Here is a 22,136-nt window from a genome sequence, read left to right as displayed (position 1 = left end):
GGCCGTTCATGTGCTGTTCCTGGCGTGGACATGATCGAAGACTGGGCCGTGCATGGGTTGACGGACCCTGGGTGACGGTTCTCGCGGGGTTCAGGCGATAGTGGAGTACGTGACTGCCGTACCTCACCCCCGTTCCGAAGCCGCCGCGCCCGCCCGGTCCGGTCGGCGGAGCCTCGCCCTGGCCCTCCTGTGCGGTGCGCTCGGCGCGGCCGTGGTGCTGCTCGCGACCCGGCAGCGCTGGGCGGAGGGCACCGCGACGGTGGCCGGCGGCGCCTTCCCGCTGACCGCCAAGGGCAGCGACGTCACGGGCGTCCCCGCGGCCCTCGCCATAGTGGGCCTCGCCGCGCTCGTCGCCGTCTTCGCCGTCCGCCGGGCCGGCCGCCTCGTCGTCGCCGGGCTGCTCGCGCTGTCCGGCGCCGGGATCATGGCCGCCGCCCTCGTGTCCGCCTCCGACAACTCCGCGCTGGACGACAAGGCGGCCCAGGCCAGCGGCGACACCTCCGCCACGGTCGCCGCGCTCAGCCACACCGGCTGGCCCTACGTCGCGGCCGTCGGCGGCGCGCTGATCCTGCTCGCCGGCCTGCTCGCCCTGCGCTACGGCACCCTGTGGCCCGCCATGTCCGGGCGCTACGAGCGCGGCGCCGGCCGTCCGCGCCGCACGGCCCGCCCGGTCGACCCCGAGCGGCCCGAGGAGATGTGGAAGGCCCTGGACCGCGGCGAGGACCCCACCGGCGCCTGAGCCCCGGTCAACCCCAGGTCAACGCCCGGTCAAAGGCGATACCGGCGCGTCCGGTGTGGCGAACCAGACGCCACCCCCGCGTCCGGCCCGCGCACGCGTACGGGACAATGGCGGTGAGCGTCCGGCTCGGACACCGACGGGCGGGCTCGGAGCCGTACGAGACGTACGCCGCTCCCTGGGACACGTACACAGCAACGAGGAGCACAGACATGGCGGGCAGCAGCCACGGCCACGGTCACACCCCGGCCGCCTGGACCGGCGTCATCATTTCCTTCATCGGCTTCCTGGTCGCGGGCGCCTTCATGGTGATGGCCCAGCCCGTGGGCTTCTGGGCCGGCATGGCGCTCATCCTCGGCGGCGCGGTGGTCGGCGGCATCATGCGCGCCATGGGTCTCGGCCAGAACGCCAAGCCCCTGAAGATGGCCGGCGCCCCCCTCGCGAGCCGTGAGCCGGCGACCGCGGAGAGCTGAGCCCGGCGCGGCGCCGCTCCCCGAGCGCGGCCGCTGAGCACCGCCTGGAGGGGCGGGGGGGGGCCCCCCCCCGGCGGGGGGGCCCCCCCCCCCCCGGGGGGGGGGCCCCCCCCGCCCCTCGGTTCTTGCCGCACCCGCGTGCGGCTTTCCCGGGTGGGCCCGGACAAGCCCGCGGCGCCGCGGGCCCGCGCACGCCCGCCGCGCCGCGCGTGCGGGCCGGGCGCGCGGCACAATGCCAGGGTGAACGCCGACAGCCGCGGGGCCCTCCCCGCGACACCGCTCACCGCACCGCTCGCACGGCGGCTCGCCGCCCCGGGCGCGCTGTTCGCGGTCGTCGCCGGGGCCTACGCGTACGTCGGTGCCGTCGACCCCGACGAGCCCGGCCACTACCCCGTCTGCCCGCTGTACCGGCTCACCGGCCTGTACTGCCCCGGCTGCGGCGGACTGCGCGGCGCGCACGCCCTCGTCCACGGCGACCTGCTCACCGCCCTGCGCGACAACGCGCTCGGCGTGGCCGGCTGCCTGGGCCTCGCGCTGCTGTGGACCGCCTGGACGGTCCGCGCGCTGCGCGGCCGCCCACCACGCCCCCCGGCCCTCGGCCGGGCGCACCTGTGGGCCATCGGCCTCGTGCTGCTGGTCTTCACGGCTGTGCGGAACCTGCCCGCGGGCAGCTGGTTGCACCCTTGATCACCAAGGGAATGTCCAGGTACTGGGACCGGCGTCCACCGGATGCGAAGGCACCGGCCCGCTGCGGATACCATCGCATTGACCACGGGTTTTCAGAACCTGAAGACCCCGAAGGAACCACCGTCTGGAAGGGGGCCGCTCGCGTGAGTGTCCTCGACGAGATCATCGACGGAGTCCGTGCCGACCTCGCCGAGCGGCAGGCACGCGTCAGCCTCGACGAGCTCAAGGAGCGCGCGGCCAAGGCACCCGCCGCCAAGGACGGGGTGGCCGCGCTCAAGGGCGACGGCGTCAAGGTCATCTGCGAGGTCAAGCGCTCCAGCCCCTCCAAGGGCGCGCTGGCCGCGATCGCCGACCCGGCCGCGCTCGCCGCGGACTACGAGGCGGGCGGCGCGGCCGTCATCTCCGTCCTCACCGAACAGCGCCGCTTCGGCGGCTCGCTGGCCGACCTGGAGGCCGTCCGCGCGCGCGTGGACATTCCGGTGCTGCGCAAGGACTTCATCGTCACCTCGTACCAGCTGTGGGAGGCCCGCGCCTACGGCGCCGACCTCGCGCTGCTGATCGTGGCCGCCCTGGAGCAGTCCGCCCTGGAGTCCCTGATCGAGCGCGCCGTCTCCATCGGCCTCACCCCGCTGGTCGAGGTGCACGACGAGGACGAGGTCGAGCGCGCCGTGGACGCCGGCGCCAAGGTGATCGGCGTCAACGCGCGCAACCTGAAGACGCTGGAGGTCGACCGCTCCACCTTCGAGCGGGTCGCCCCGGAGATCCCGGACCACCTCGTCAAGGTCGCCGAGTCCGGCGTGCGCGGCCCGCACGACCTGATCGCCTACGCCAACGCCGGCGCCGACGCGGTCCTGGTCGGCGAGTCCCTCGTCACCGGCCGCGACCCGAAGACCGCCGTCGCCGACCTGGTCGCCGCGGGCGAACACCCCGCACTGCGGCACGGCCGGAGCTGACCCGCTAGGCTCACCCCGATGACTCCCGCCATGACGACCGTGGACCGCTACGCCCGCCTGGCGCGCGGCTGCCGCCCGCGCGGCTGCCGCGCCCCGGCGCGGCGCGTCCACGGCCGTCGTGTGCGGTACGTCATCGGCGATGAGCCCGGGCAGGTCAACGGCATGCGATGGCAGCGCCCCGCGAGGGGCGCGGGGCTCCGTCCGATGTGCGGCCACCGCCGCGCGGGCGCGCTCGGCCACTGACGGCCGCGCAGCCGACGACGAGTCCCCGCCCCCACGGCGAACAGTGTCTTTCCACGCACTCACCGTGAGGTTCCGGCATGCCCAGCAACTTCTTCTTCCCCGACCCGGAGGGTCACGTCCCCAGCGCCGAGGGCTACTTCGGCGCGTTCGGCGGCAAGTTCATCCCGGAGGCCCTCGTCGCCGCCGTGGACGAGGTCGCCGTCGAGTACGACAAGGCCAAGCAGGACCCCGAGTTCGCCCGCGAGCTCGACGACCTGCTGGTCAACTACACCGGCCGGCCCAGCGCCCTGACCGAGGTGCCCCGCTTCGCCGAGCACGCGGGCGGCGCCCGGGTGTTCCTCAAGCGCGAGGACCTCAACCACACCGGCTCCCACAAGATCAACAACGTCCTCGGCCAGGCCCTGCTCACCAAGCGGATGGGCAAGACCCGGGTCATCGCCGAGACCGGCGCCGGCCAGCACGGCGTCGCGACCGCCACCGCCTGCGCCCTGTTCGGCCTCGACTGCACCATCTACATGGGCGAGATCGACACCCGGCGCCAGGCGCTGAACGTGGCCCGCATGCGCATGCTCGGCGCCGAGGTCGTCGCCGTGAAGTCAGGCAGCCGCACCCTGAAGGACGCGATCAACGAGGCGTTCCGCGACTGGGTCGCCAACGTCGACCACACGCACTACCTCTTCGGTACGGTCGCCGGACCGCACCCCTTCCCGGCCATGGTCCGCGACTTCCACCGCGTGATCGGCGTCGAGGCCCGCCGCCAGCTGCTGGAGCGCGCCGGCCGCCTGCCCGACGCCGCGATCGCCTGCGTCGGCGGCGGCTCCAACGCCATCGGCCTCTTCCACGCCTTCATCCCGGACACCTCCGTCCGCCTCATCGGCTGCGAACCGGCGGGGCACGGCATCGAGACCGGCGAGCACGCGGCCACCCTCACCGCCGGCGAGCCCGGCATCCTGCACGGCTCGCGGTCGTACGTCCTGCAGGACGAGGAGGGCCAGATCACCGAGCCGTACTCGATCTCGGCCGGTCTGGACTACCCCGGCATCGGGCCCGAGCACTCCTACCTGAAGGACTCCGGCCGCGGGGAGTACCGCGCGGTCACCGACGACGCCGCCATGCAGGCCCTGCGCCTGCTGTCGCGCACCGAGGGCATCATCCCGGCCATCGAGAGCGCCCACGCCCTCGCCGGCGCCCTGGAGGTCGGCAGGGAGCTGGGCGAGGACGGCCTGATCGTCGTCAACCTCTCCGGGCGAGGCGACAAGGACATGGACACCGCCGCGCGCTACTTCGGCCTGTACGACACCGACGCCGAGGTCGCCGCCGACGAAGCCGACACCGCCGAGATCGAGGGGGACGCCAAGTGAGCGGGAAGATCCAGCTGCTGTCGGACACGCTCGCGGCCGCCAAGGCCGAGGGCAGGGCCGCGCTCATCGCCTACCTCCCGGCCGGCTTCCCGACCGTGGACGGCGGCATCGAGGCGATCAAGGCCGTCTTCGACGGCGGCGCGGACGTCGTGGAGGTCGGTCTGCCGCACAGCGACCCCGTCCTCGACGGCCCGGTCATCCAGACCGCCGACGACATCGCCCTGCGCGGCGGCGTCAAGATCGCGGACGTGATGCGGACGGTCAGGGAGGCCCACGCGGCCACCGGCAAGCCGGTCCTCGTCATGACGTACTGGAACCCGATCGACCGCTACGGCGTCGAGCGCTTCACCGCCGAACTGGCCGAGGCGGGCGGCGCGGGCTGCATCCTGCCCGACCTGCCGGTCCAGGAATCGGCGCTGTGGCGGCAGCACGCGGAGAAGCACGGCCTCGCGACGGTCTTCGTCGTGGCGCCGAGCAGCAAGGACGAGCGGCTCGCGCAGATCACCGCCGCGGGCAGCGGCTTCGTCTACGCCGCCTCGCTCATGGGGGTCACCGGCACCCGCGAGTCGGTCGGCGCGCAGGCCCGGAACCTGGTCGAGCGCACCCGGGCCACCGCCACCGAGCTGCCCGTCTGCGTCGGCCTCGGCGTCTCCAACGGCGCCCAGGCCGCCGAGGTCGCCGGCTTCGCCGACGGCGTGATCGTCGGCTCGGCGTTCGTGAAGCGGATGCTGGACGCCCCCGACGACGCCTCGGGCCTCACGGCGGTGCGTGAGCTGGCCGGGGAACTCGCGCGGGGCGTGCGCCGACAGGCGTGACCGTCCGCTCACCCGAACGGGTGGACCTCGGGCCGGGGAGGCGCGCTGCGCCTCCCCGGTTCGTTCTGGGGGTGTGAGCGAGAACAACCGTGACGGAAAGCGCACGGCCCGGGAGCGGCTGGCGGTCGAGCGCGAGAAGCAGAAGGCCGCGCACAAGCGGCGGCGCACGCTGATCGTGGGCGGGAGCGTCGTCTGCGTCCTCGGCCTCGCGGCGGTGATCGGCGTCGTCGCCGCTAACAGCGGGAAGAAGAGCAGCAAGGCGGGCCCGGTCGTGGCGCCCTCGGGCGCGCAGGGCAAGGACAGCCTCGCGATCCCGGTCGGCAAGGACAGCGCCAGGTCGACGCTCACCGTCTGGGAGGACATGCGCTGCCCGGCCTGCCAGGCCTTCGAGATCGCGTACCGTCCCACGCTCCACGAACTGGCCGACGCCGGCAAGCTCAGAATCGAGTACCACCTGGTCCGGCTGATCGACGGCAACCTCGGCGGCACCGGCTCCCTGCGCGCGGCCAACGCCGCGGCCTGCGCCCAGGACGCCGCAAAGTTCCGCGACTACCACGACGTGCTGTACACCAATCAGCCGAAGGAGACCGACGACGCCTTCGCGAGCAACGCCAAGCTGATCCAGCTCGCCGGCAAGGTCAGCGGTCTGGACAACGCCGCCTTCCGCCGGTGCGTGAACGACGGCACCCACGACGCCTGGGTGGACAAGTCCCACCAGGCCTTCCAGTCCGGCGGCTTCACCGGCACGCCCACGGTCCTGCTGGGCGGGAAGAACATCTACCAGGACCAGACCATGACGCCGGCCAGACTCAAGCAGATGGTCGAGGCCGCCAACCGCGGATAGTCCCTGGACAGCCGCCTTTTCCGCCCGCCCCCGTTATGGACCCGTAGCCGGGCTGCTTGCCGTCCCCGGGGCCCGGCAGGGTAGCGTCGGACCTGCCATGGAACTTGCCTACATTCCCAGCCCGTCGCGCGGGGTGCTGTACCTCGGCCCGATCCCGCTGCGCGGCTACGCCTTCTGCATCATCATCGGCGTCTTCGTCGCCGTCTGGCTCGGCAACAAGCGCTGGGTCGCCCGCGGCGGGCGGGCCGGCACGGTCGCCGACATCGCGGTGTGGGCCGTTCCGTTCGGCCTGGTCGGCGGCCGGCTGTACCACGTGATCACGGACTACGAGCTGTACTTCAGTCCGGGCCGTGACTGGGTCGACGCCTTCAAGGTGTGGAACGGCGGCCTGGGCATCTGGGGTGCGATCGCGCTCGGCGCGCTCGGGGCGTGGATCGGCGCGCGGCGCCGGGGCATCCCGATGCCGGCGTACGCCGACGCCGTCGCGCCCGGCATCGCGTTCGCGCAGGCCATCGGCCGCTGGGGCAACTGGTTCAACCAGGAGCTGTACGGCCGCGAGACGCATGTTCCCTGGGCACTGCACATCACCTCCTCCGAGGGCGGCCGGGTGCCGGGCTACTACCACCCGACCTTCCTCTACGAGTCCCTGTGGTGCATCGGCGTGGGATTCCTGGTGATCTGGGCCGACCGCCGCTTCAAGCTGGGCCACGGCCGGGCGTTCGCCCTGTACGTCGCCGCGTACTGCGTGGGCCGCGGCTGGATCGAGTACATGCGCGTGGACGACGCCCACCACATCCTGGGCCTCCGCCTCAACGACTGGACCGCGCTCCTCGTGTTCCTGCTGGCGGTGGCCTACATGGTGGTGTCGTCGAAGCTGCGGCCCGGCAGGGAGGCCGTGGTCGAACCCGGTGTCGTCGACGGTTCGGCCGAGGGCGCCGGGGCCGCCGGCGACGCCGAGGCAGCCGCTGCCACGACCGAGGCGGAGGGCAGGACCGAGCCGGACGCGGATGCGGATGTGGCCGCGGATGCGACGGTGAAGGACGAGGCCGAGTCGGGGACGGCGAAGAGCTGACCACCGCCGGTCAGCTCCCGTCGGCGGCCCGTGACGCGCGGGACCGCCCCGTGGACCGGCGAAGAGGTCACGGGTGGTACTGGGCGTCGATCTCGGGCCGGTACGGCATCGAGGCCGACGCCCCCGTCCGCTGGACGGAGATCGCCGCGGCGGCGGCCGCCCAGGAAAGGGCCTCGCGCACCGGTTTCTCCTCGGCGAGGGCCACAGCGAGCGCGCCGACGAAGGTGTCCCCGGCGCCCGTGGAGTCGACGGCGGTCACCGCGGGCGCGGGGACCACGAGGGGTTCGGCGCCCCGGGCCCGGTACAGACAGCCGGTCGCGCCCAGCGTGACGACGACCTCCGGCACCAGGTCGAGGAGGGCGAGGGCGGCCTCGCGCGGGTCGGCGCGGCCCGTCAGGGTGACCGCCTCGTACTCGTTGGGCACCAGAAGACCGGTCGCCGCGAGCAGCTCGGGGGGCAGCGGCTGGACGGGGGACGGGGTGAGGACCGTACGGACCCCGTGCCGACGGGCCGCCTCGGCGCCCGCGACGACGGCGGCCAGCGGGATCTCCAGCTGGAGCAATAGCGCGTCGGCGGAGGCGATCAGCCCCTCGTCACCGGGGGAGAGATGGTCGACGGTGCCGTTCGCGCCGGGGATGACGACGATCGCGTTGCCGCCCTCGTCGTCCACCACGATGTGCGCGGTACCGGACGCGCCCTCCACCGTGCGCAGGAAGTCGGTGTCCACGCCCGAGTGTTCGAGGGTGTCGCGCATCCGCAGCCCGAAGGCGTCGTTGCCGACCGCGCCGATCATCGAGACGGTGGCGCCGGCCCGGGCCGCGGCGATGGCCTGGTTGGCGCCCTTGCCGCCGGGGATCGTGAGGAACTCCCGGCCCGTCACGGTCTCGCCGCGCTGCGGAGCCTTGGTGACGTACGTGACGAGGTCCATGTTCGTGCTGCCGAGGACGACGATGTGGGTCATGAGCGGGTCGTCTCCACAAGGGTGAGGTGGGCGAGGGTGTCGAAGCCGGTGCCGTCGAAGTCGGCGACGGTGGTGGCGAGCCGGTTCTTCAGCGGGGCGCGCCAGTGGTCGGGGAGTGCCTCGGGGCGGCCCGCGAGGAGTCCGGCGACGCTGCCGGCCGTGGCACCGGCCGAGTCGGTGTCCCAACCGCCGGACACCGCACGGCGGATGGAGCCGGTGAAGTCGCCGTCCGCGTGGGTCAGGGCGGCGGCGACCAGGGCGGTGTTGGGGACGGCGTGCACCCAGTGGTGGGTGGGGGCGTAGCGGGCGTGCAGTTCGTCCACGACGGTGTCGAAGTCCGTGTGGTGCCGGGCCAGTGCGACGGCGTGGTCGACCGCCCGCGCCAGCCGTGAGCGGGGCGGGACCACGCTGCGGCCGGCGCGCAGGCAGGCGTGCACGTCGTGGGCGCCGGTGGCCGCGGCGGCGATGACGGCCGCGGTGAACATCGCCGCGTAGACACCGTTGGCGGTGTGGGTCAACGTCGCGTCCCGGTACGCCTGTTCGGCAGCGGCGGCCGGGTCGCCGGGGTTGGTCCAGCCGTGCACGTCGGCGCGGATCAGGGCGCCGATCCACTCGCGGAAGGGGTTGCGGTGCCGGGCCGTGTGCGGGGGCTCGACGCCGGTCAGCAGGTTGCGGTAGGCGAGGCGCTCGGCGGTGAACGTGCGGCCGGGCGGGAGTTCGTCCAGCCAGAGCCGGGCCACGTCCGTGGTGGTGAAGGCCTTTCCGTGGCGCTGCAGGAGCAGCAGGTTGAGCAGGGCGTAGTCGAGGTCGTCGTCCTCGGGCATCCCGTCGATGTTCTCGGCGAGGGAGGTGGTGGCCGAACGGCGGTTCCAGGGATGGGCGGCGAGGAGGTCGGCCGGGACGCCGGCGGCGGTGAAGTAGCCGCTGAGGGGCCAGTTGCCGGTGGCCCGGGCCAGGGCGCGGATGCCGTCGAGGGGGAGCTTCTCGACCGGTTTGCCGAGGAGGCAGCCGACGGCCCGGCCGAGCCAGGCGGCTTCGAGCGCGGCGCCGAGACGCCGCGAAGGGGCGCCGGGAACGGCGTGGCCGGCCGCAGCGTGGTCGCGTTCGTGCCTGCGCTTGTCCCTGCGCTCGTCGTCGTCCCTGTCGTTCTCGTCCTCGTGCCCCTGCCCGTGCCCGTGCCCCTGCCCGTGCCCGTGCCCCTGCCCGTGCCCGTGCCCCTGCCCGTGCCCGTGCCCCTGCCCGTGCTCGTGCTCGTGCTCGTGCGAGGACGGTCGGCCGCCGCCCGGCGGTGCCGGCCAGTTCGGGCACAGGGCCGTGATGCGGGCGAGGTCCGTCGGCTCGTCGTCGGCCAACGCGCTGGGCAGGTCGGCCAGTTCGTCCAGGAGGTCCTCCGCCAGCAGGCGCAGGTACCGGGACACCCGGTGGGGGGACGCGCCGGCGCGTTCCGGCGCGTCCGGGCCGCCCGCCGCACGCCAGCGGGCCTCGATCGCCGACGGCTCGCGCCCGTCGAGGCGGGCTTGGCGCAGTTCGTGACCGAGCAGGTCCTCGGGCTGCACCCAGGTCAGTCGGAGCATGCGGCGCCTCCGAGTGCGGTGAAGGCCCGCTCGTGTGCGCGGCGGCGCCGTACGTCCGCCGCGAAGACCTCCCGCGCGACCTCGGTGAGCGTGCGGGCCGGCGCCCGCAGGTCGAGCCGGCTGGCCTGCCCCACCGTCTTCGCCCACTCCTCGGGGACGGGTGAGCCGAGGGCACCCGCGAGGGCACCGGCCATCGTGGCGATCGAGTCGCAGTCACGGCCGTAGTTGACCGCGCCGAGCACCGCGTGCCGGTAGTCGCCGCCCGCGACCAGCACCATGCCGAGCGCGACGGGCAGTTCCTCGACGGCGTGCACCCGGGACGGTCGGCGGGCGGCGAGGCAGGGGGCGCGGTAGTCCGGGCCGACGGTGTCGTACGGAGCGACCGCCGCGCGCAGGGGCCGGAGCGCCGACTCGAAGTCGCTGTGCCCGCAGGCCACTTCGCAGACCTTCTCGATCGCCTCGCGCGTGCCGTCCTTCGCCAGGGTCAGACAGGCGGTGACCACGGAGTCGGGGGTGGCGCCCGGGGCCGCGGCCGCGGCGACGGCCGCGGCGAGCACACCGGCCGCCTCACGGCCGTACGACGACTGGTGCGCGCCGGCGACGTCCAGCGCCTCGGCGTACGCGGCCGCCGGGTTGGCGGCGTTGACCAGTCCGACGGGGGCCATGTACATCGCGGCACCGCAGTTGACGATGTTGCCGACGCCCGCTTCCCGCGGGTCGGCGTGACCGTAGGCGAGCCGGGCCACCAGCCACTTCTCGGCGAGGAAGAGGCGGTGCAGCGGCAGGGCCTCGGCCTCCAGCTCCGGGATCCAGCGGGGTGCGGTCATCAGGTCCGGCACCAGGTGCTCGGCCACGGCGTACGCGTCGAGGTGGTCGCGGACCAGGTCGTAGACCCTGACCAGGGCGTGGGTCATCAGGGTGTCGTCGGTGACATGACCGTCGCCCTTGTGGTAGGGCGCGATCGGGCGGGCGGTGCGCCAGGCGTCGCCGTGCCAGGGGCCGACGACGCCGTGCACCCGGCCGCCGTGCCGCTCGGCGATCTGCTCGGGCGAGTACCCCTCGACCGGACCGCCGAGGGCGTCGCCGACGGCCGCGCCGACGAGGGCGCCGGTGATGCGTTCGGCGAGGCTGTGCGAGGGTGCTTCGCCGTTCGGTTCACGTGGGGCGGTATTCGGCTCTTCTGGTGGTGCATGTGAACTCTTGGGCGTCATGCCCCGAATCATCCTCCTGGACGGGCCGGTTGCGCGGCTTCCAGGAGTCCGGCGAGTTCCACGAGGTCGGTGCCGGTGAGGCGGGGCAGGGCGCAGCCGGCCAGGACGCGGCAGGCGTCCCGCCAGGTCTGCGGGATGGCGGCGGCGCCGCCGAGGGCTCCGGTGAGGGCGCCCGCGAGGGCGGGGGCGGAGTCGGCGACGCGGGAGAGGCAGACGGCAGCGGGTACGGCCGCGCCGATCCGGCCGGCGGCGGCGGTGGCCAGGGCGAGGGCGACCGGGACGGTCTCGGCGGCCGCGATGCCGTAGCTGTAGACGTGGTCGACGATCTGGTGCTCCAGCAGCGGGACGAGGGCGAAGGCGGACTCGCTGTCCCGCGCCAGGGCGAGGGCCTGGCGGGCGTTGCGGCCGATCTCCGAGGAGGCGGGGAGTTCGCCGAGCGCGGCGGACACGCACGTGTCCGTGTCGGCGCCGGCGAGGGCGAGCGCGAGGGCCGCGGCCATGGCACGGGCGCCGTGCACGCCGTCGCCGTCCTGGGTGTAGCGGGCGTCGAACTCGGCGAGCGCGGCGGCGCGTTCGGGATCGCCGGGGTGTGCGACGGCCAGGACGCAGGCGCGGACGCAGGCGGCGTCGTCGAAGTAGTGCGGGTTGTCGTGGCCGCTGGCGGGCGGACGCAGTCCGGCGGCGAGGTTGCCGAGGCCGGCGCGGACCGAGATGCGGGCGCGCAGGGGAAGGACGGCGGACTCGATCTCGGGCGCGCGGTCCGTGGCGGCGGCGACCTCCGCGGCCACCGCGGTCCAGGTGAGATCGATGGCGGCGCGGGTACGGCGCTCCCGGCTCAGGTCGCCGAGGGCGTCGTCGTCACCGGCCCGCAGCACCGCCTCCGCGGCGAAGGCCGCCCACTCGGCGTCGTCGGAGGGGCCGAGGCGCAGCGGCTCGGGGGGCTGGTTGAGCGCCAGCGGCACCGGGAGGGTGGTGAGGGCGTTCTGCTCGGCGAAGGTGTCCAGCTCGCGGGTGAGGCGGCGGGTCCACTCCGGCATACGGCCGGCCCGGTGCCGGCCGGCAGGCCAGCCGGCGGCGTCGCCCGCGGCCAGCCCCAGCAGCAGTCCCTCGATACGGCGCACTGTCATGACATCCCCTCTCCTTCCCGGGTGCCCGGCGTCCCCCGCCCCAACCAGGGGGCTTTGCACCGTGCGCCCCCGGCCGGGAGGCGGGGGAGATCCGGCGGGTGTTGCGGCGCCGTCGTCCGCGGTACGGGGGCGGTGGAGGTGGGGAGCAGCAGGTCGGCCACCTCCAGGACGTGATGTCCGGCCATCGACGGCAGACAGCGGCCCCGGCACGGCCCGATCGCGGCGGCCCAGTCGGCCGGGATCGACGCGATGCCCCGGGTCGCGCCGGACAGGGCGCCTGCCAGGGCCGCCGTCGTGTCCGCGTCGCGGCCCATGTTGACGGCGGTCAGCACCGACTCCCGTACGTCTCCGTCGGCCGCCGCGTAGGCGCCGAAGGCGAGCGCGACCGCCTCGGGGGCCAGATCGGTCCAGGGGTAGCCGCCGATGACCACCGCGGAGCGGACCGCGCGTTCCCCGCGGTGGGCGACCGCCACCGCGCGCCGCAGTGACCTCGCCGTCCAGGAGTCGTCCGGTACGACCGCGAGGGCCGCCGCGATCACCACCGGAACCGGGGCGCCGGTCATCGCCGCCGCCACTCCCGCCGCCACCGCCTGGCCGCCGTGGATGCCCTCGCCCTCGTGGCTCACGGAGCCGTCGATCGCCGCCAGGCGGGCCGCCTCCGTGGGCCGGCCCGCCGCGAAGACGCCGAACACCGCCGCCCGCATCGCCAGACCGTCGCTCCACGCGTGGCGGTGCTGGGCGGAGACGGGGGCCGTCAGGCCACGGCGCAGGTTCTCCAGCGTGCCGCGTTCGCTGAAGCCGGCGCCTCGGAAGGGGCCCTCGGCCTGGTCGGCGATCCACTCGTGCCAGGCCGCCTCCACATGCGCCGGGGTCAGCGCCGAACCGTGCCGGGCGAGCAGCAGACCCGAGAAGACCGCGTACTCGGTGTCGTCCGTGCCGCAGGGCTGATCGGTGACGTACCCCGTGATGCGGCCCCAGCGGGCGCGGATCTCGGAGGGCTTCAGGTTCTCCGCGGGCGCGCCCAGCGCATCGCCCACGGCGAGGCCGAGCAGCGCACCGCGCGCCCGTTCACGCGGTCCGGCGGCGTCACCGGGCGCCGGGACGGGGGGAGTGCAGGCGATCGATGCCACGGATGGTCTCCTTCGGCGGGGCATGAGGACCCGGCCCGTGCGCGCGAACCCCGGCGGGACCACGCGGACCCGGTGCGTCCTCCAGGCCGTCGGTCCCCCAGGAGCGGACCGCCCACCGCCGTGTGTGGCGCTCGGCGGGGTCCGTCGGTGGGCTGTGCACGCCGCGGGCCGGACAGGTCGTGGTTCCCCAGGGGGTGGGCCGGACAGGTCGTGGTTCCCCAGGGGTGGCCGTACGGGCGTGGTCGGCCAGGGGTGGCCGTACGGGCGTGGTCGGCCAGGTGGTGGGCCGCACAGGCCACGGTTCTCCAGGTCGGGGGCGGTCGTGGCGGCACGGGTCGTGATGCTCCGGGGCGTGGGCCGGACAGGTTCATGCCTCCCCAGGTCGTGCCTTCCGAGGTAGTCGGCGCATGGGGGCATGGCGCCCCTAGCCGTGGCCGGCGCAGGGCGGGTGCGGCGCAGGTCGTCGGTCGCACGGGTCGTGGTCCACAGTCGTGGTCCACAGGTCATGTGGCTCGCACGGCGTGTGGCGCAAAGAGGGTTGTGGCCGAGGGGGCGCGTGCGCCCGTCGGCCAGGCCGCCCTCGCTGCGCGGATCCTTTGCGGATCTGTCCCCCACGTCGGCGCCGCCTGTGCGTCCGGTGCCCGCACATCACCCTCTTGGCATCTGAGCAATTTCTCGCACGCATGAGCAAAGGGAGGTAAAGCTGCAGGTTAGCCCAGCCTTTCCTTGCTGGCGAGCGGGGGAGGATACGCGTACCTTCAGTGGTGTCGAAAAGTAGAACTCGTCCAAAGTTAGCTTTGGCTAAGCTATCCCGGGGGCTCCGATGGCCATCATCGAAACCGAGGCCGCGCTGCACGAGGCGCACCGCGACAACCACACGCACCGCGACGTCAACGGCGGCTGGCTGCGCCCCGCCGTCTTCGGTGCCATGGACGGCCTGGTCTCCAACCTCGCGCTGCTGACCGGCGTGGCCGGCGGATCCGTCGGCCATCAGACGATCGTCATCACCGGGCTGGCCGGGCTCGCCGCCGGTGCCTTCTCGATGGCCGCCGGTGAGTACACCTCCGTCGCCTCCCAGCGCGAGCTGGTCGAGGCCGAACTGGATGTCGAGCGCCGCGAGCTGCGCAAGCACCCGGAGGACGAGGAGGAGGAGCTGGCGGCACTCTACGTCTCGCGGGGCGTCGAGCCCGAGCTGGCCCGTGAGGTCGCCCGGCAGCTGTCCAAGGACCCCGAGCAGGCCCTGGAGATCCATGCCCGGGAAGAGCTGGGGATCGACCCCGGGGATCTGCCGTCGCCGCTGGTCGCGGCCGTCTCGTCGTTCGGGTCCTTCGCCCTCGGCGCCCTGCTGCCCGTGCTGCCGTTCCTGCTCGGCGCGACCGTGCTGTGGCCCGCCCTGCTGGTGGCGCTCGTCGGGCTCTTCGGCTGCGGTGCCGTCGTGGCCCGGGTGACCGCGCGGAGCTGGTGGTTCAGCGGTCTGCGGCAGCTCGCGCTCGGCGGTGCGGCGGCCGGTGTGACGTACGCCCTGGGCAGCCTGTTCGGAACGGCCGTAGGATAGCGCGACCGGGACGTATGCGTTGGGCCGCATAAGTAGCCGTTACTCGCTGGTTTCGAATGCGGAACCACCGGGCATGAGCCGTAAGCGCCGCGGGCAATGACGCCTGCCGTACCCCCATGGGGCGAGTGAAGACGCTCTCCCCGCCCCCCGTGGGCCGCCGGACGCCGATCCGACCGATCCTGTCCGCGCCGGTCCCCCTCACCACATCGGCCGCCCCGTGCGGCACCGCCGCCCCCGCGCGGCGCCCCTGCCGTCACCGTGCGGCACCTCTGCCATGTACCCCGTGGCGTCCGCATGCTGGAACGCAGTATCCGGTTCCCGAGAACCGCTCCATCATGTAACCTGCACGAAATTTTGATCTCACATAGAGATCTCGCAGAGGGCCAACGTCGTCCCTCGGCACCTGCCACATGCCACATGACGACGACGGGAGAGCCGATGCGTACGCCGCGCCAGCCGTCCCAGCACTCTGCGAATGGCCAGAACTGGTCCTTCATGGATGCTCGCCCTGCTGCGCAGGGTATGTACGACCCCCGCAACGAACACGACGCCTGCGGTGTCGGTTTCGTCGCCACTCTCACCGGCGAGGCGTCCCACACGCTGGTTGAGCAGGCCCTCACCGTCCTGCGCAACCTGGAGCACCGCGGCGCCACCGGCTCCGAGCCGGACTCGGGCGACGGCGCCGGCATCCTCTCCCAGGTGCCCGACACCTTCTTCCGTGAGGTGGCCGGATTCGACCTTCCCGAGGCGGGCTCCTATGCGGTAGGCATCGCGTTCCTGCCGGAGGAGGGCACCGAGGACGCCGTCTCACGTATTGAGAAGATCGCCGGTGAGGAGGGCCTGACGGTCCTCGGCTGGCGCGCGGTTCCCGTCGCCCCCGAGCTGCTCGGCGCCACCGCCCGCTCCACCATGCCCGTCTTCCGGCAGCTCTTCGTGACCGACGGCGCCAGCGAGGGCATCGCGCTGGACCGCAAGGCCTTCGTGCTGCGCAAGCGTGCCGAGCGCGAGGCCGGGGTCTACTTCCCGTCGCTGTCCGCCCGCACGATCGTCTACAAGGGCATGCTGACCACCGGCCAGCTGGAGCCCTTCTTCCCGGACCTGTCCGACCGCCGCTTCGGCTCCGCGATCGCGCTCGTCCACTCCCGCTTCTCCACGAACACCTTCCCGTCGTGGCCGCTCGCGCACCCGTACCGGTTCGTCGCGCACAACGGTGAGATCAACACCGTCAAGGGCAACCGCAACTGGATGCGCGCCCGCGAGTCCCAGCTGGTCTCGGACCTGTTCGGCCCGCAGGACAAGCTGGACCGCATCTTCCCGGTCTGCACGCCGGACGCCTCCGACTCCGCCTCCTTCGACGAGGTCCTGGAGCTGCTGCACCTCGGCGGCCGTTCGCTGCCGCACTCCGTGCTGATGATGATCCCGGAGGCGTGGGAGAACCACGACTCCATGGACCCGGCCCGGCGCGCCTTCTACGGCTTCCACTCCACGATGATGGAGCCCTGGGACGGCCCCGCCTGCGTCTCCTTCACCGACGGCACCCAGGTCGGCGCCGTGCTCGACCGCAACGGTCTGCGCCCCGGCCGCTACTGGGTCACCGACGACGGCCTGGTCGTCCTCGGCTCCGAGGTCGGCGTCCTCGACATCGACCCCGCCAAGGTCGTCCGCAAGGGCCGCCTGCAGCCCGGCAAGATGTTCCTCGTCGACACCGCCGAGCACCGCATCATCGAGGACGACGAGATCAAGGCGACCCTCGCCGCCGAGCAGCCGTACGCCGAATGGCTGGAGGCCGGCGAGATCGAGCTGGGCGACCTGCCCGAGCGCGAGCACATCGTGCACACCCACGCCTCGGTCACCCGCCGCCAGCAGACCTTCGGCTACACCGAGGAGGAGCTGCGCGTCATCCTCGCGCCGATGGCCCGCGCCGGCGCCGAGCCGATCGGCTCCATGGGCACGGACTCGCCGATCGCGGCCCTGTCCGAGCGCCCGCGGCTGCTCTTCGACTACTTCACCCAGCTGTTCGCCCAGGTCACCAATCCGCCGCTGGACGCGATCCGCGAGGAGCTGGTCACGTCCCTGCGCTCCTCGCTGGGCCCGCAGGGCAACCTGCTCGACCCGACCGCCGCCTCCTGCCGGTCCGTCGTGCTGCCCTTCCCGGTGATCGACAACGACGAGCTGGCCAAGCTCATCCACATCAACGCCGACGGCGACATGCCCGGCTTCAAGGCCGCGACCCTCTCCGGCCTGTACCGGGTCTCCGGCGGCGGTGGCGCCCTGGCCGCGCGCATCGAGGAGATCTGCGCGGAGGCCGACGCCGCCATCGACAACGGCGCCCGGCTCATCGTCCTGTCCGACCGGCACTCCGACGCCGAGCACGCGCCGATCCCGTCGCTCCTGCTCACCGCGGCCGTCCACCACCACCTCATCCGCACCAAGCAGCGCACCCACGTGGGCCTGCTGGTCGAGGCCGGCGACGTCCGCGAGGTCCACCACGTCGCCCTGCTGATCGGCTACGGCGCCGCCGCCGTCAACCCGTACCTGGCGATGGAGTCGGTCGAGGACCTGCTGCGCGCCGGCACCTTCCTGAACGGCATCGAGCCGGAGCAGGCCATCAAGAACCTGATCTACGCCCTCGGCAAGGGCGTGCTGAAGGTCATGTCGAAGATGGGCATCTCCACCGTCGCCTCCTACCGCGGCGCCCAGGTCTTCGAGGCCGTCGGCCTGGACGAGGCCTTCGTCGAGAAGTACTTCGACGGCACCGCCACCAAGATCGGCGGCGTCGGCATCGACGTCATCGCCCAGGAGGTCGCCGCCCGCCACGCCAAGGCCTACCCCGCCTCCGGCATCGCCCCGGCGCACCGCGCGCTGGAGATCGGCGGCGAGTACCAGTGGCGCCGCGAGGGCGAGCCGCACCTGTTCGACCCGGACACGGTCTTCCGCCTCCAGCACTCCACGCGCACGGGCCGCTACGACATCTTCAAGAAGTACACGTCCCGGGTGAACGAGCAGTCCGAGCGGCTCATGACGCTCCGCGGGCTCTTCGGCTTCAAGTCCGGCCGGCAGCCGATCTCCATCGACGAGGTCGAGCCGGCCGGCGAGATCGTCAAGCGGTTCTCGACGGGCGCCATGTCGTACGGCTCCATCTCCAAGGAGGCGCACGAGACCCTCGCCATCGCCATGAACCAGCTGGGCGGCAAGTCCAACACCGGTGAGGGCGGCGAGGACCCGGAGCGCCTGTACGACCCGGCCCGCCGGTCCGCCATCAAGCAGGTCGCCTCCGGCCGGTTCGGCGTGACCTCCGAGTACCTGGTCAACGCGGACGACATCCAGATCAAGATGGCCCAGGGCGCCAAGCCCGGCGAGGGCGGCCAGCTGCCCGGCCACAAGGTCTACCCGTGGGTGGCCAAGACCCGGCACTCGACGCCGGGCGTGGGGCTCATCTCCCCGCCGCCGCACCACGACATCTACTCCATCGAGGACCTGGCCCAGCTGATCCACGACCTCAAGAACGCCAACCCGGCGGCACGCATCCACGTGAAGCTGGTGTCCGAGGTCGGCGTCGGCACGGTGGCCGCGGGTGTCTCCAAGGCGCACGCGGACGTCGTGCTCATCTCGGGCCACGACGGCGGCACGGGTGCCTCCCCGCTGACCTCGCTGAAGCACGCGGGCGGCCCCTGGGAGCTGGGCCTCGCCGAGACCCAGCAGACCCTGCTGCTCAACGGCCTGCGCGACCGCATCGTGGTCCAGACGGACGGCCAGCTGAAGACCGGCCGCGACGTGGTCATCGCCGCGCTGCTCGGCGCCGAGGAATTCGGATTCGCGACCGCTCCGCTTGTCGTCTCCGGCTGCGTGATGATGCGTGTCTGCCACCTGGACACCTGCCCGGTCGGCATCGCCACCCAGAACCCGGTGCTGCGCGACCGCTTCGCCGGCAAGGCCGAGTACGTCGTGAACTTCTTCCGGTTCATCGCCGAGGAGGTCCGCGAGCTGCTGGCCGAGCTGGGCTTCCGCTCCATCGAGGAGGCCGTCGGCCACGCCGAGGTGCTGGACGTCGAGCGTGCCGTCGACCACTGGAAGGCGCAGGGCCTGGACCTGGAGCCGCTGTTCCACGTGCCCGACCTGCCCGAGGGCGCGGTCCGCCACCAGCTGACCGCCCAGGACCACGGCCTGGAGAAGGCGCTGGACAACGAGCTGATCAAGCTCGCCGCCGACGCCCTGGCCGCCGGTGACGCCACCGAGGCGCAGCCGGTGCGGGCCCAGGTCGCCATCCGCAACATCAACCGCACGGTCGGCACCATGCTCGGCCACGAGGTGACGAAGAAGTTCGGCGGCGCGGGCCTGCCCGACGACACCATCGACATCACCTTCACCGGCTCGGCCGGCCAGTCCTTCGGCGCGTTCCTGCCGCGCGGCGTCACGCTGCGCCTGGAGGGCGACGCCAACGACTACGTCGGCAAGGGCCTGTCGGGCGGCCGTATCGTCGTCCGCCCGGACCGTGCGGCCGACCACCTCGCCGAGTACTCGACCATCGCCGGCAACACCATCGGCTACGGCGCCACCGGCGGCGAGCTGTTCCTGCGCGGCCGCACCGGTGAGCGGTTCTGCGTGCGCAACTCCGGCGCGCTGGTCGTCTCCGAGGGCGTGGGCGACCACGGCTGCGAGTACATGACCGGCGGTCACGCGGTCGTCCTCGGCCCGACCGGCCGCAACTTCGCGGCGGGCATGTCCGGCGGCATCGCCTACGTCATCGACCTCGACCGCGACAACGTCAACGCCGGCAACGCCGGATCGGTCGAGGCGCTGGACGACGCCGACAAGCAGTGGCTGCACGACGTGGTGCGCCGCCACGCCGAGGAGACCGGCTCGACGGTCGCCGAGAGGCTGCTCGCCGACTGGGACGCGGCCGCGGCCCGGTTCAGCAAGATCATCCCCAGCACGTACAAGGCAGTGCTCGCCGCCAAGGACGCCGCCGAGCGAGCGGGTCTCTCCGAGACCGAGATCACCGAGAAGATGATGGAGGCGGCGATCAATGGCTGACCCGAAGGGCTTCCTGAACCACGGCCGCGAGGTCGCCAAGACCCGTCCCGTCGGTGAGCGCGTCAGGGACTGGAACGAGGTCTACGTCCCCGGCTCCCTGCTGCCGATCATCAGCAAGCAGGCCAGCCGCTGCATGGACTGCGGCATCCCGTTCTGCCACAACGGCTGTCCACTCGGAAACCTGATCCCCGAGTGGAACGACTACGCCTACCGCGGGGACTGGGGCGCCGCCTCCGAGCGCCTGCACGCGACCAACAACTTCCCGGAGTTCACCGGTCGCCTCTGCCCGGCCCCCTGCGAGTCGGCGTGCGTGCTCGGCATCAACCAGCAGCCGGTCACCATCAAGAACGTCGAGGTCTCGATCATCGACAAGGCGTGGGAGACCGGGGACGTCGCCCCGCAGATCCCCGAGCGCCTGTCCGGCAAGACGGTCGCGGTGATCGGCTCGGGCCCGGCGGGTCTCGCCGCCGCCCAGCAGCTCACCCGGGCCGGCCACACGGTCGCCGTCTACGAGCGCGCGGACCGCATCGGAGGCCTCCTCCGGTACGGCATCCCCGAGTTCAAGATGGAGAAGCGGCACATCAACCGCCGTATCGAGCAGATGCGCGCGGAGGGCACCCGCTTCCGCACCGGCGTGGAGATCGGCCGCGACATCAACGCCCGCGACCTGAAGAAGCGCTACGACGCGATCGTGATCGCCGCCGGTGCCACGACCGCCCGTGACCTGCCCGTCCCCGGCCGCGAGCTGAAGGGCGTCTACCAGGCGATGGAGTACCTGCCCCTGGCCAACAAGGTCCAGGAGGGCGACTACGTCACCCCCCCGGTCTCGGCCGAGGGCAAGCACGTCGTCGTCATCGGCGGCGGTGACACCGGCGCGGACTGCGTGGGCACCGCCCACCGGCAGGGCGCGGCCTCCGTCACCCAGCTGGAGATCATGCCCCGCCCGAACGACGAGCGGCACCCGACCAACCAGCCCTGGCCGACCTTCCCGATCCTGTACAAGGTCACCTCGGCCCACGAGGAGGGCGGCGAGCGGATCTACTCCGCCTCCACCACCCACTTCGAGGGCGACGAGGACGGCAACGTGCAGTGGCTGCACCTCGCCGAGGTGGAGTTCGTCGACGGCAAGCTGACCTCCAAGCCGGGCACCGAGCGCAAGATCCCGGCCCAGCTGGTCACCCTCGCCATGGGCTTCACCGGCACCGACCGGGAGAACGGCCTGGTGGAGCAGTTTGGTCTAGACCTCGATGAGCGGGGTAACATCGCCCGCGACGCCGACTTCCAGACCAACGTGCCGGGTGTGTTCGTCGCCGGTGACGCCGGCCGCGGGCAGTCCCTCATCGTGTGGGCCATCGCGGAAGGACGTTCGGCGGCCCGCGGAGTCGACCGCCACCTGACCGGTGCCAGCGACCTGCCGGCCCCGATCCGCCCGACGGACCGCGCCCTGGCGGTCTGACCCGGGACCCTCGGGTCCCCCACAGACGTCCCGTACAACGGCGTGCGGAACACTGACGACGCCTGCCCTGTCCCCGACCGGACGCCGGGCAGGCGTCGTTGCATGTCCGCACCGCTGCGCACGGTGGAGGAGACCGCGCCCGCGCCGGTCAGCCTGTACAAGAGCGCCGGAGTGTCCCGGCGCACGCACGGGCTTGACGGGCTGCGCGCCGCCGTCTGCCTGGTGCTCGACCACTCCGGGACCATGCGACCGTACTACCGGGACGGCATGCGTGCAGGCGCTCGCCGACCGGGTGCTGGGCCTGTCCGCGCACCCGCCCGTGTTCTTCTCGACGGACATCGACGCGGTCACCGACATCCGCCTCGACCGCCACGCGGGCGGCGTCGAACGGACCGCGGCCGGGCTCGGGCACAGGGGGAGGACCAGCTACCAAGCGGCGATGGACGCCGTCACCGACCACTACCTGGACAGCGGCGCCACCGCCCCCGCCCTGGTCGTCCTCCAGACCGACGGCGGCCCGGTCGGCCGGCCCGCCGCCGAGCGCTGTCTGTGCAAGGCGGCGAGACTCCCGCTGTTCTGGCAGTTCGTCGGCTTCGGCGACCCCGGCAGCCGGCAGTTCGGCTTCCTTCGGAGGCTGGACGAGCCGGCCGTGCCCGGCAGGCGGATCGTGGACAACGCCGGCTTCTTCCACGCCGGGCAGGACCTGCGGCGCCTGTCCGACACCGAGCTGTACGACCGGCTCGTCGGCGGGTTTCCGGAGTGGCTGGCGGCCGCCCGCGCCGCCGGGATCGTACGGCAGCTGGCCTGACCCACACCCGGCGTCGATCCGCTGGAACCGCTCGCCGGATACTGCGGGAGCGGCTCCAGGGCATCAAGGAGCGCATCGCCCGCCCGGAGGGCGCCC

General features: G+C 73.1%; 17 protein-coding genes and 1 pseudogene. 13 read left to right on the top strand and 5 right to left on the bottom strand.

Annotated elements, in window-relative coordinates; translation table 11 throughout:
- Nucleotides 1-100: 100 nt before the first annotated feature.
- From ACZ60X_RS01400 to lgt, 9 genes are all read left to right on the top strand, one after another.
- Nucleotides 101-739 (top strand): TIGR02234 family membrane protein, encoded by a 639-nt coding sequence (locus ACZ60X_RS01400; protein ID WP_469592097.1) that lies wholly within the window; start codon nt 101-103, stop codon nt 737-739.
- Between the two features lie 209 nt (nt 740-948).
- The gene (locus ACZ60X_RS01395) at nt 949-1,209 is read left to right on the top strand and encodes an HGxxPAAW family protein (RefSeq protein ID WP_469592095.1); all 261 of its coding nucleotides are present in this window, start codon (nt 949-951) and stop codon (nt 1,207-1,209) included.
- A 240-nt stretch (nt 1,210-1,449) separates the two neighbouring features.
- A complete protein-coding gene (locus ACZ60X_RS01390; protein WP_469592093.1) occupies nt 1,450-1,896 on the top strand; it encodes a DUF2752 domain-containing protein in 447 nt (148 codons plus the stop codon).
- A gap of 143 nt (nt 1,897-2,039) precedes the next feature.
- Nucleotides 2,040-2,849 carry an indole-3-glycerol phosphate synthase TrpC gene (gene trpC / locus ACZ60X_RS01385; RefSeq protein WP_469592091.1) on the top strand — a complete coding sequence of 270 codons (810 nt, stop codon included), beginning with the start codon at nt 2,040-2,042 and terminating at the stop codon, nt 2,847-2,849.
- Between the two features lie 18 nt (nt 2,850-2,867).
- Complete coding sequence (trpM, locus tag ACZ60X_RS01380; RefSeq protein ID WP_469592089.1) at nt 2,868-3,092, top strand: tryptophan biosynthesis modulator TrpM; 225 nt, start codon at nt 2,868-2,870, stop codon at nt 3,090-3,092.
- A gap of 77 nt (nt 3,093-3,169) precedes the next feature.
- Nucleotides 3,170-4,453: a tryptophan synthase subunit beta gene (gene trpB / locus ACZ60X_RS01375; RefSeq protein WP_469592087.1), complete on the top strand. Its 1,284-nt coding sequence runs from the start codon at nt 3,170-3,172 to the stop codon at nt 4,451-4,453.
- Nucleotides 4,450-5,268 carry a tryptophan synthase subunit alpha gene (gene trpA, locus ACZ60X_RS01370; RefSeq protein WP_469592085.1) on the top strand — a complete coding sequence of 273 codons (819 nt, stop codon included), beginning with the start codon at nt 4,450-4,452 and terminating at the stop codon, nt 5,266-5,268. Before trpB ends, trpA begins: the two co-directional genes overlap by 4 nt.
- Nucleotides 5,269-5,341: 73 nt before the next feature.
- Entirely contained in the window at nt 5,342-6,112 is a 771-nt protein-coding gene (locus ACZ60X_RS01365; protein ID WP_469592083.1) for a DsbA family protein, read from the top strand.
- 97 nt (nt 6,113-6,209) lie between these two features.
- Entirely contained in the window at nt 6,210-7,184 is a 975-nt protein-coding gene (gene lgt / locus ACZ60X_RS01360) for a prolipoprotein diacylglyceryl transferase (RefSeq protein WP_469592081.1), read from the top strand.
- Nucleotides 7,185-7,251: 67 nt separating this feature from the next.
- Here the strand turns inward: lgt and rbsK are convergent, their stop codons facing one another.
- Genes rbsK through ACZ60X_RS01335 form a run of 5 tightly spaced genes read right to left on the bottom strand, consistent with a single transcriptional unit; the run spans nt 7,252 to nt 13,187 of the window.
- Nucleotides 7,252-8,145, bottom strand: coding sequence for a ribokinase (rbsK, locus tag ACZ60X_RS01355; RefSeq protein ID WP_469592079.1), 894 nt, complete (start codon nt 8,143-8,145; stop codon nt 7,252-7,254).
- The gene (locus ACZ60X_RS01350; protein WP_469592077.1) at nt 8,142-9,719 is read right to left on the bottom strand and encodes an ADP-ribosylglycohydrolase family protein; all 1,578 of its coding nucleotides are present in this window, start codon (nt 9,717-9,719) and stop codon (nt 8,142-8,144) included. Before ACZ60X_RS01350 ends, rbsK begins: the two co-directional genes overlap by 4 nt.
- Nucleotides 9,707-10,930 carry an ADP-ribosylglycohydrolase family protein gene (locus ACZ60X_RS01345; protein ID WP_469592075.1) on the bottom strand — a complete coding sequence of 408 codons (1,224 nt, stop codon included), beginning with the start codon at nt 10,928-10,930 and terminating at the stop codon, nt 9,707-9,709. The genes ACZ60X_RS01350 and ACZ60X_RS01345 overlap by 13 nt, the downstream gene beginning before the upstream one ends.
- A gap of 8 nt (nt 10,931-10,938) precedes the next feature.
- Nucleotides 10,939-12,057, bottom strand: coding sequence for an ADP-ribosylglycohydrolase family protein (locus ACZ60X_RS01340; protein ID WP_469592073.1), 1,119 nt, complete (start codon nt 12,055-12,057; stop codon nt 10,939-10,941).
- Nucleotides 12,054-13,187: an ADP-ribosylglycohydrolase family protein gene (locus tag ACZ60X_RS01335; RefSeq protein ID WP_469592071.1), complete on the bottom strand. Its 1,134-nt coding sequence runs from the start codon at nt 13,185-13,187 to the stop codon at nt 12,054-12,056. The genes ACZ60X_RS01340 and ACZ60X_RS01335 overlap by 4 nt, the downstream gene beginning before the upstream one ends.
- An 823-nt stretch (nt 13,188-14,010) precedes the next feature.
- Here ACZ60X_RS01335 and ACZ60X_RS01330 point away from each other — a divergent pair.
- The 4 genes and pseudogenes from ACZ60X_RS01330 to ACZ60X_RS01315 all read left to right on the top strand — a co-directional run bounded on the left by ACZ60X_RS01330 (nt 14,011) and on the right by ACZ60X_RS01315 (nt 22,040).
- Complete coding sequence (locus ACZ60X_RS01330; RefSeq protein ID WP_469592069.1) at nt 14,011-14,742, top strand: VIT1/CCC1 transporter family protein; 732 nt, start codon at nt 14,011-14,013, stop codon at nt 14,740-14,742.
- 522 nt (nt 14,743-15,264) lie between these two features.
- Nucleotides 15,265-19,776: a glutamate synthase large subunit gene (gene gltB, locus ACZ60X_RS01325; RefSeq protein WP_469592067.1), complete on the top strand. Its 4,512-nt coding sequence runs from the start codon at nt 15,265-15,267 to the stop codon at nt 19,774-19,776.
- A complete protein-coding gene (locus ACZ60X_RS01320) occupies nt 19,769-21,232 on the top strand; it encodes a glutamate synthase subunit beta (RefSeq protein WP_469592065.1) in 1,464 nt (487 codons plus the stop codon). Before gltB ends, ACZ60X_RS01320 begins: the two co-directional genes overlap by 8 nt.
- 102 nt (nt 21,233-21,334) lie before the next feature.
- Nucleotides 21,335-22,040 (top strand): annotated as a pseudogene (locus tag ACZ60X_RS01315) (VWA domain-containing protein).
- Nucleotides 22,041-22,136 lie beyond the last annotated feature (96 nt).

The sequence above is a fragment of the Streptomyces sp. NPDC104106 genome, assembly GCF_055584345.1.
Note: the sequence above shows the minus strand (reverse complement) of the source record. Positions and strands in the feature narration are given on the sequence as shown.

Bases quoted from the DNA above. Each gene is read 5' to 3' on its own strand.
- trpB (WP_469592087.1), top strand. From the start codon at position 3,170: ATGCCCAGCAACTTCTTCTTCCCCGACCCGGAGGGTCACGTCCCCAGC.
- trpM (WP_469592089.1), top strand. From the start codon at position 2,868: ATGACTCCCGCCATGACGACCGTGGACCGCTACGCCCGCCTGGCGCGC.
- ACZ60X_RS01345 (WP_469592075.1), bottom strand. From the start codon at position 10,930: ATGACGCCCAAGAGTTCACATGCACCACCAGAAGAGCCGAATACCGCC.
- ACZ60X_RS01320 (WP_469592065.1), top strand. From the start codon at position 19,769: ATGGCTGACCCGAAGGGCTTCCTGAACCACGGCCGCGAGGTCGCCAAG.
- ACZ60X_RS01395 (WP_469592095.1), top strand. From the start codon at position 949: ATGGCGGGCAGCAGCCACGGCCACGGTCACACCCCGGCCGCCTGGACC.
- gltB (WP_469592067.1), top strand. From the start codon at position 15,265: ATGTACGACCCCCGCAACGAACACGACGCCTGCGGTGTCGGTTTCGTC.
- ACZ60X_RS01350 (WP_469592077.1), bottom strand. From the start codon at position 9,719: ATGCTCCGACTGACCTGGGTGCAGCCCGAGGACCTGCTCGGTCACGAA.
- rbsK (WP_469592079.1), bottom strand. From the start codon at position 8,145: ATGACCCACATCGTCGTCCTCGGCAGCACGAACATGGACCTCGTCACG.
- ACZ60X_RS01330 (WP_469592069.1), top strand. From the start codon at position 14,011: ATGGCCATCATCGAAACCGAGGCCGCGCTGCACGAGGCGCACCGCGAC.
- ACZ60X_RS01340 (WP_469592073.1), bottom strand. From the start codon at position 12,057: ATGACAGTGCGCCGTATCGAGGGACTGCTGCTGGGGCTGGCCGCGGGC.
- lgt (WP_469592081.1), top strand. From the start codon at position 6,210: ATGGAACTTGCCTACATTCCCAGCCCGTCGCGCGGGGTGCTGTACCTC.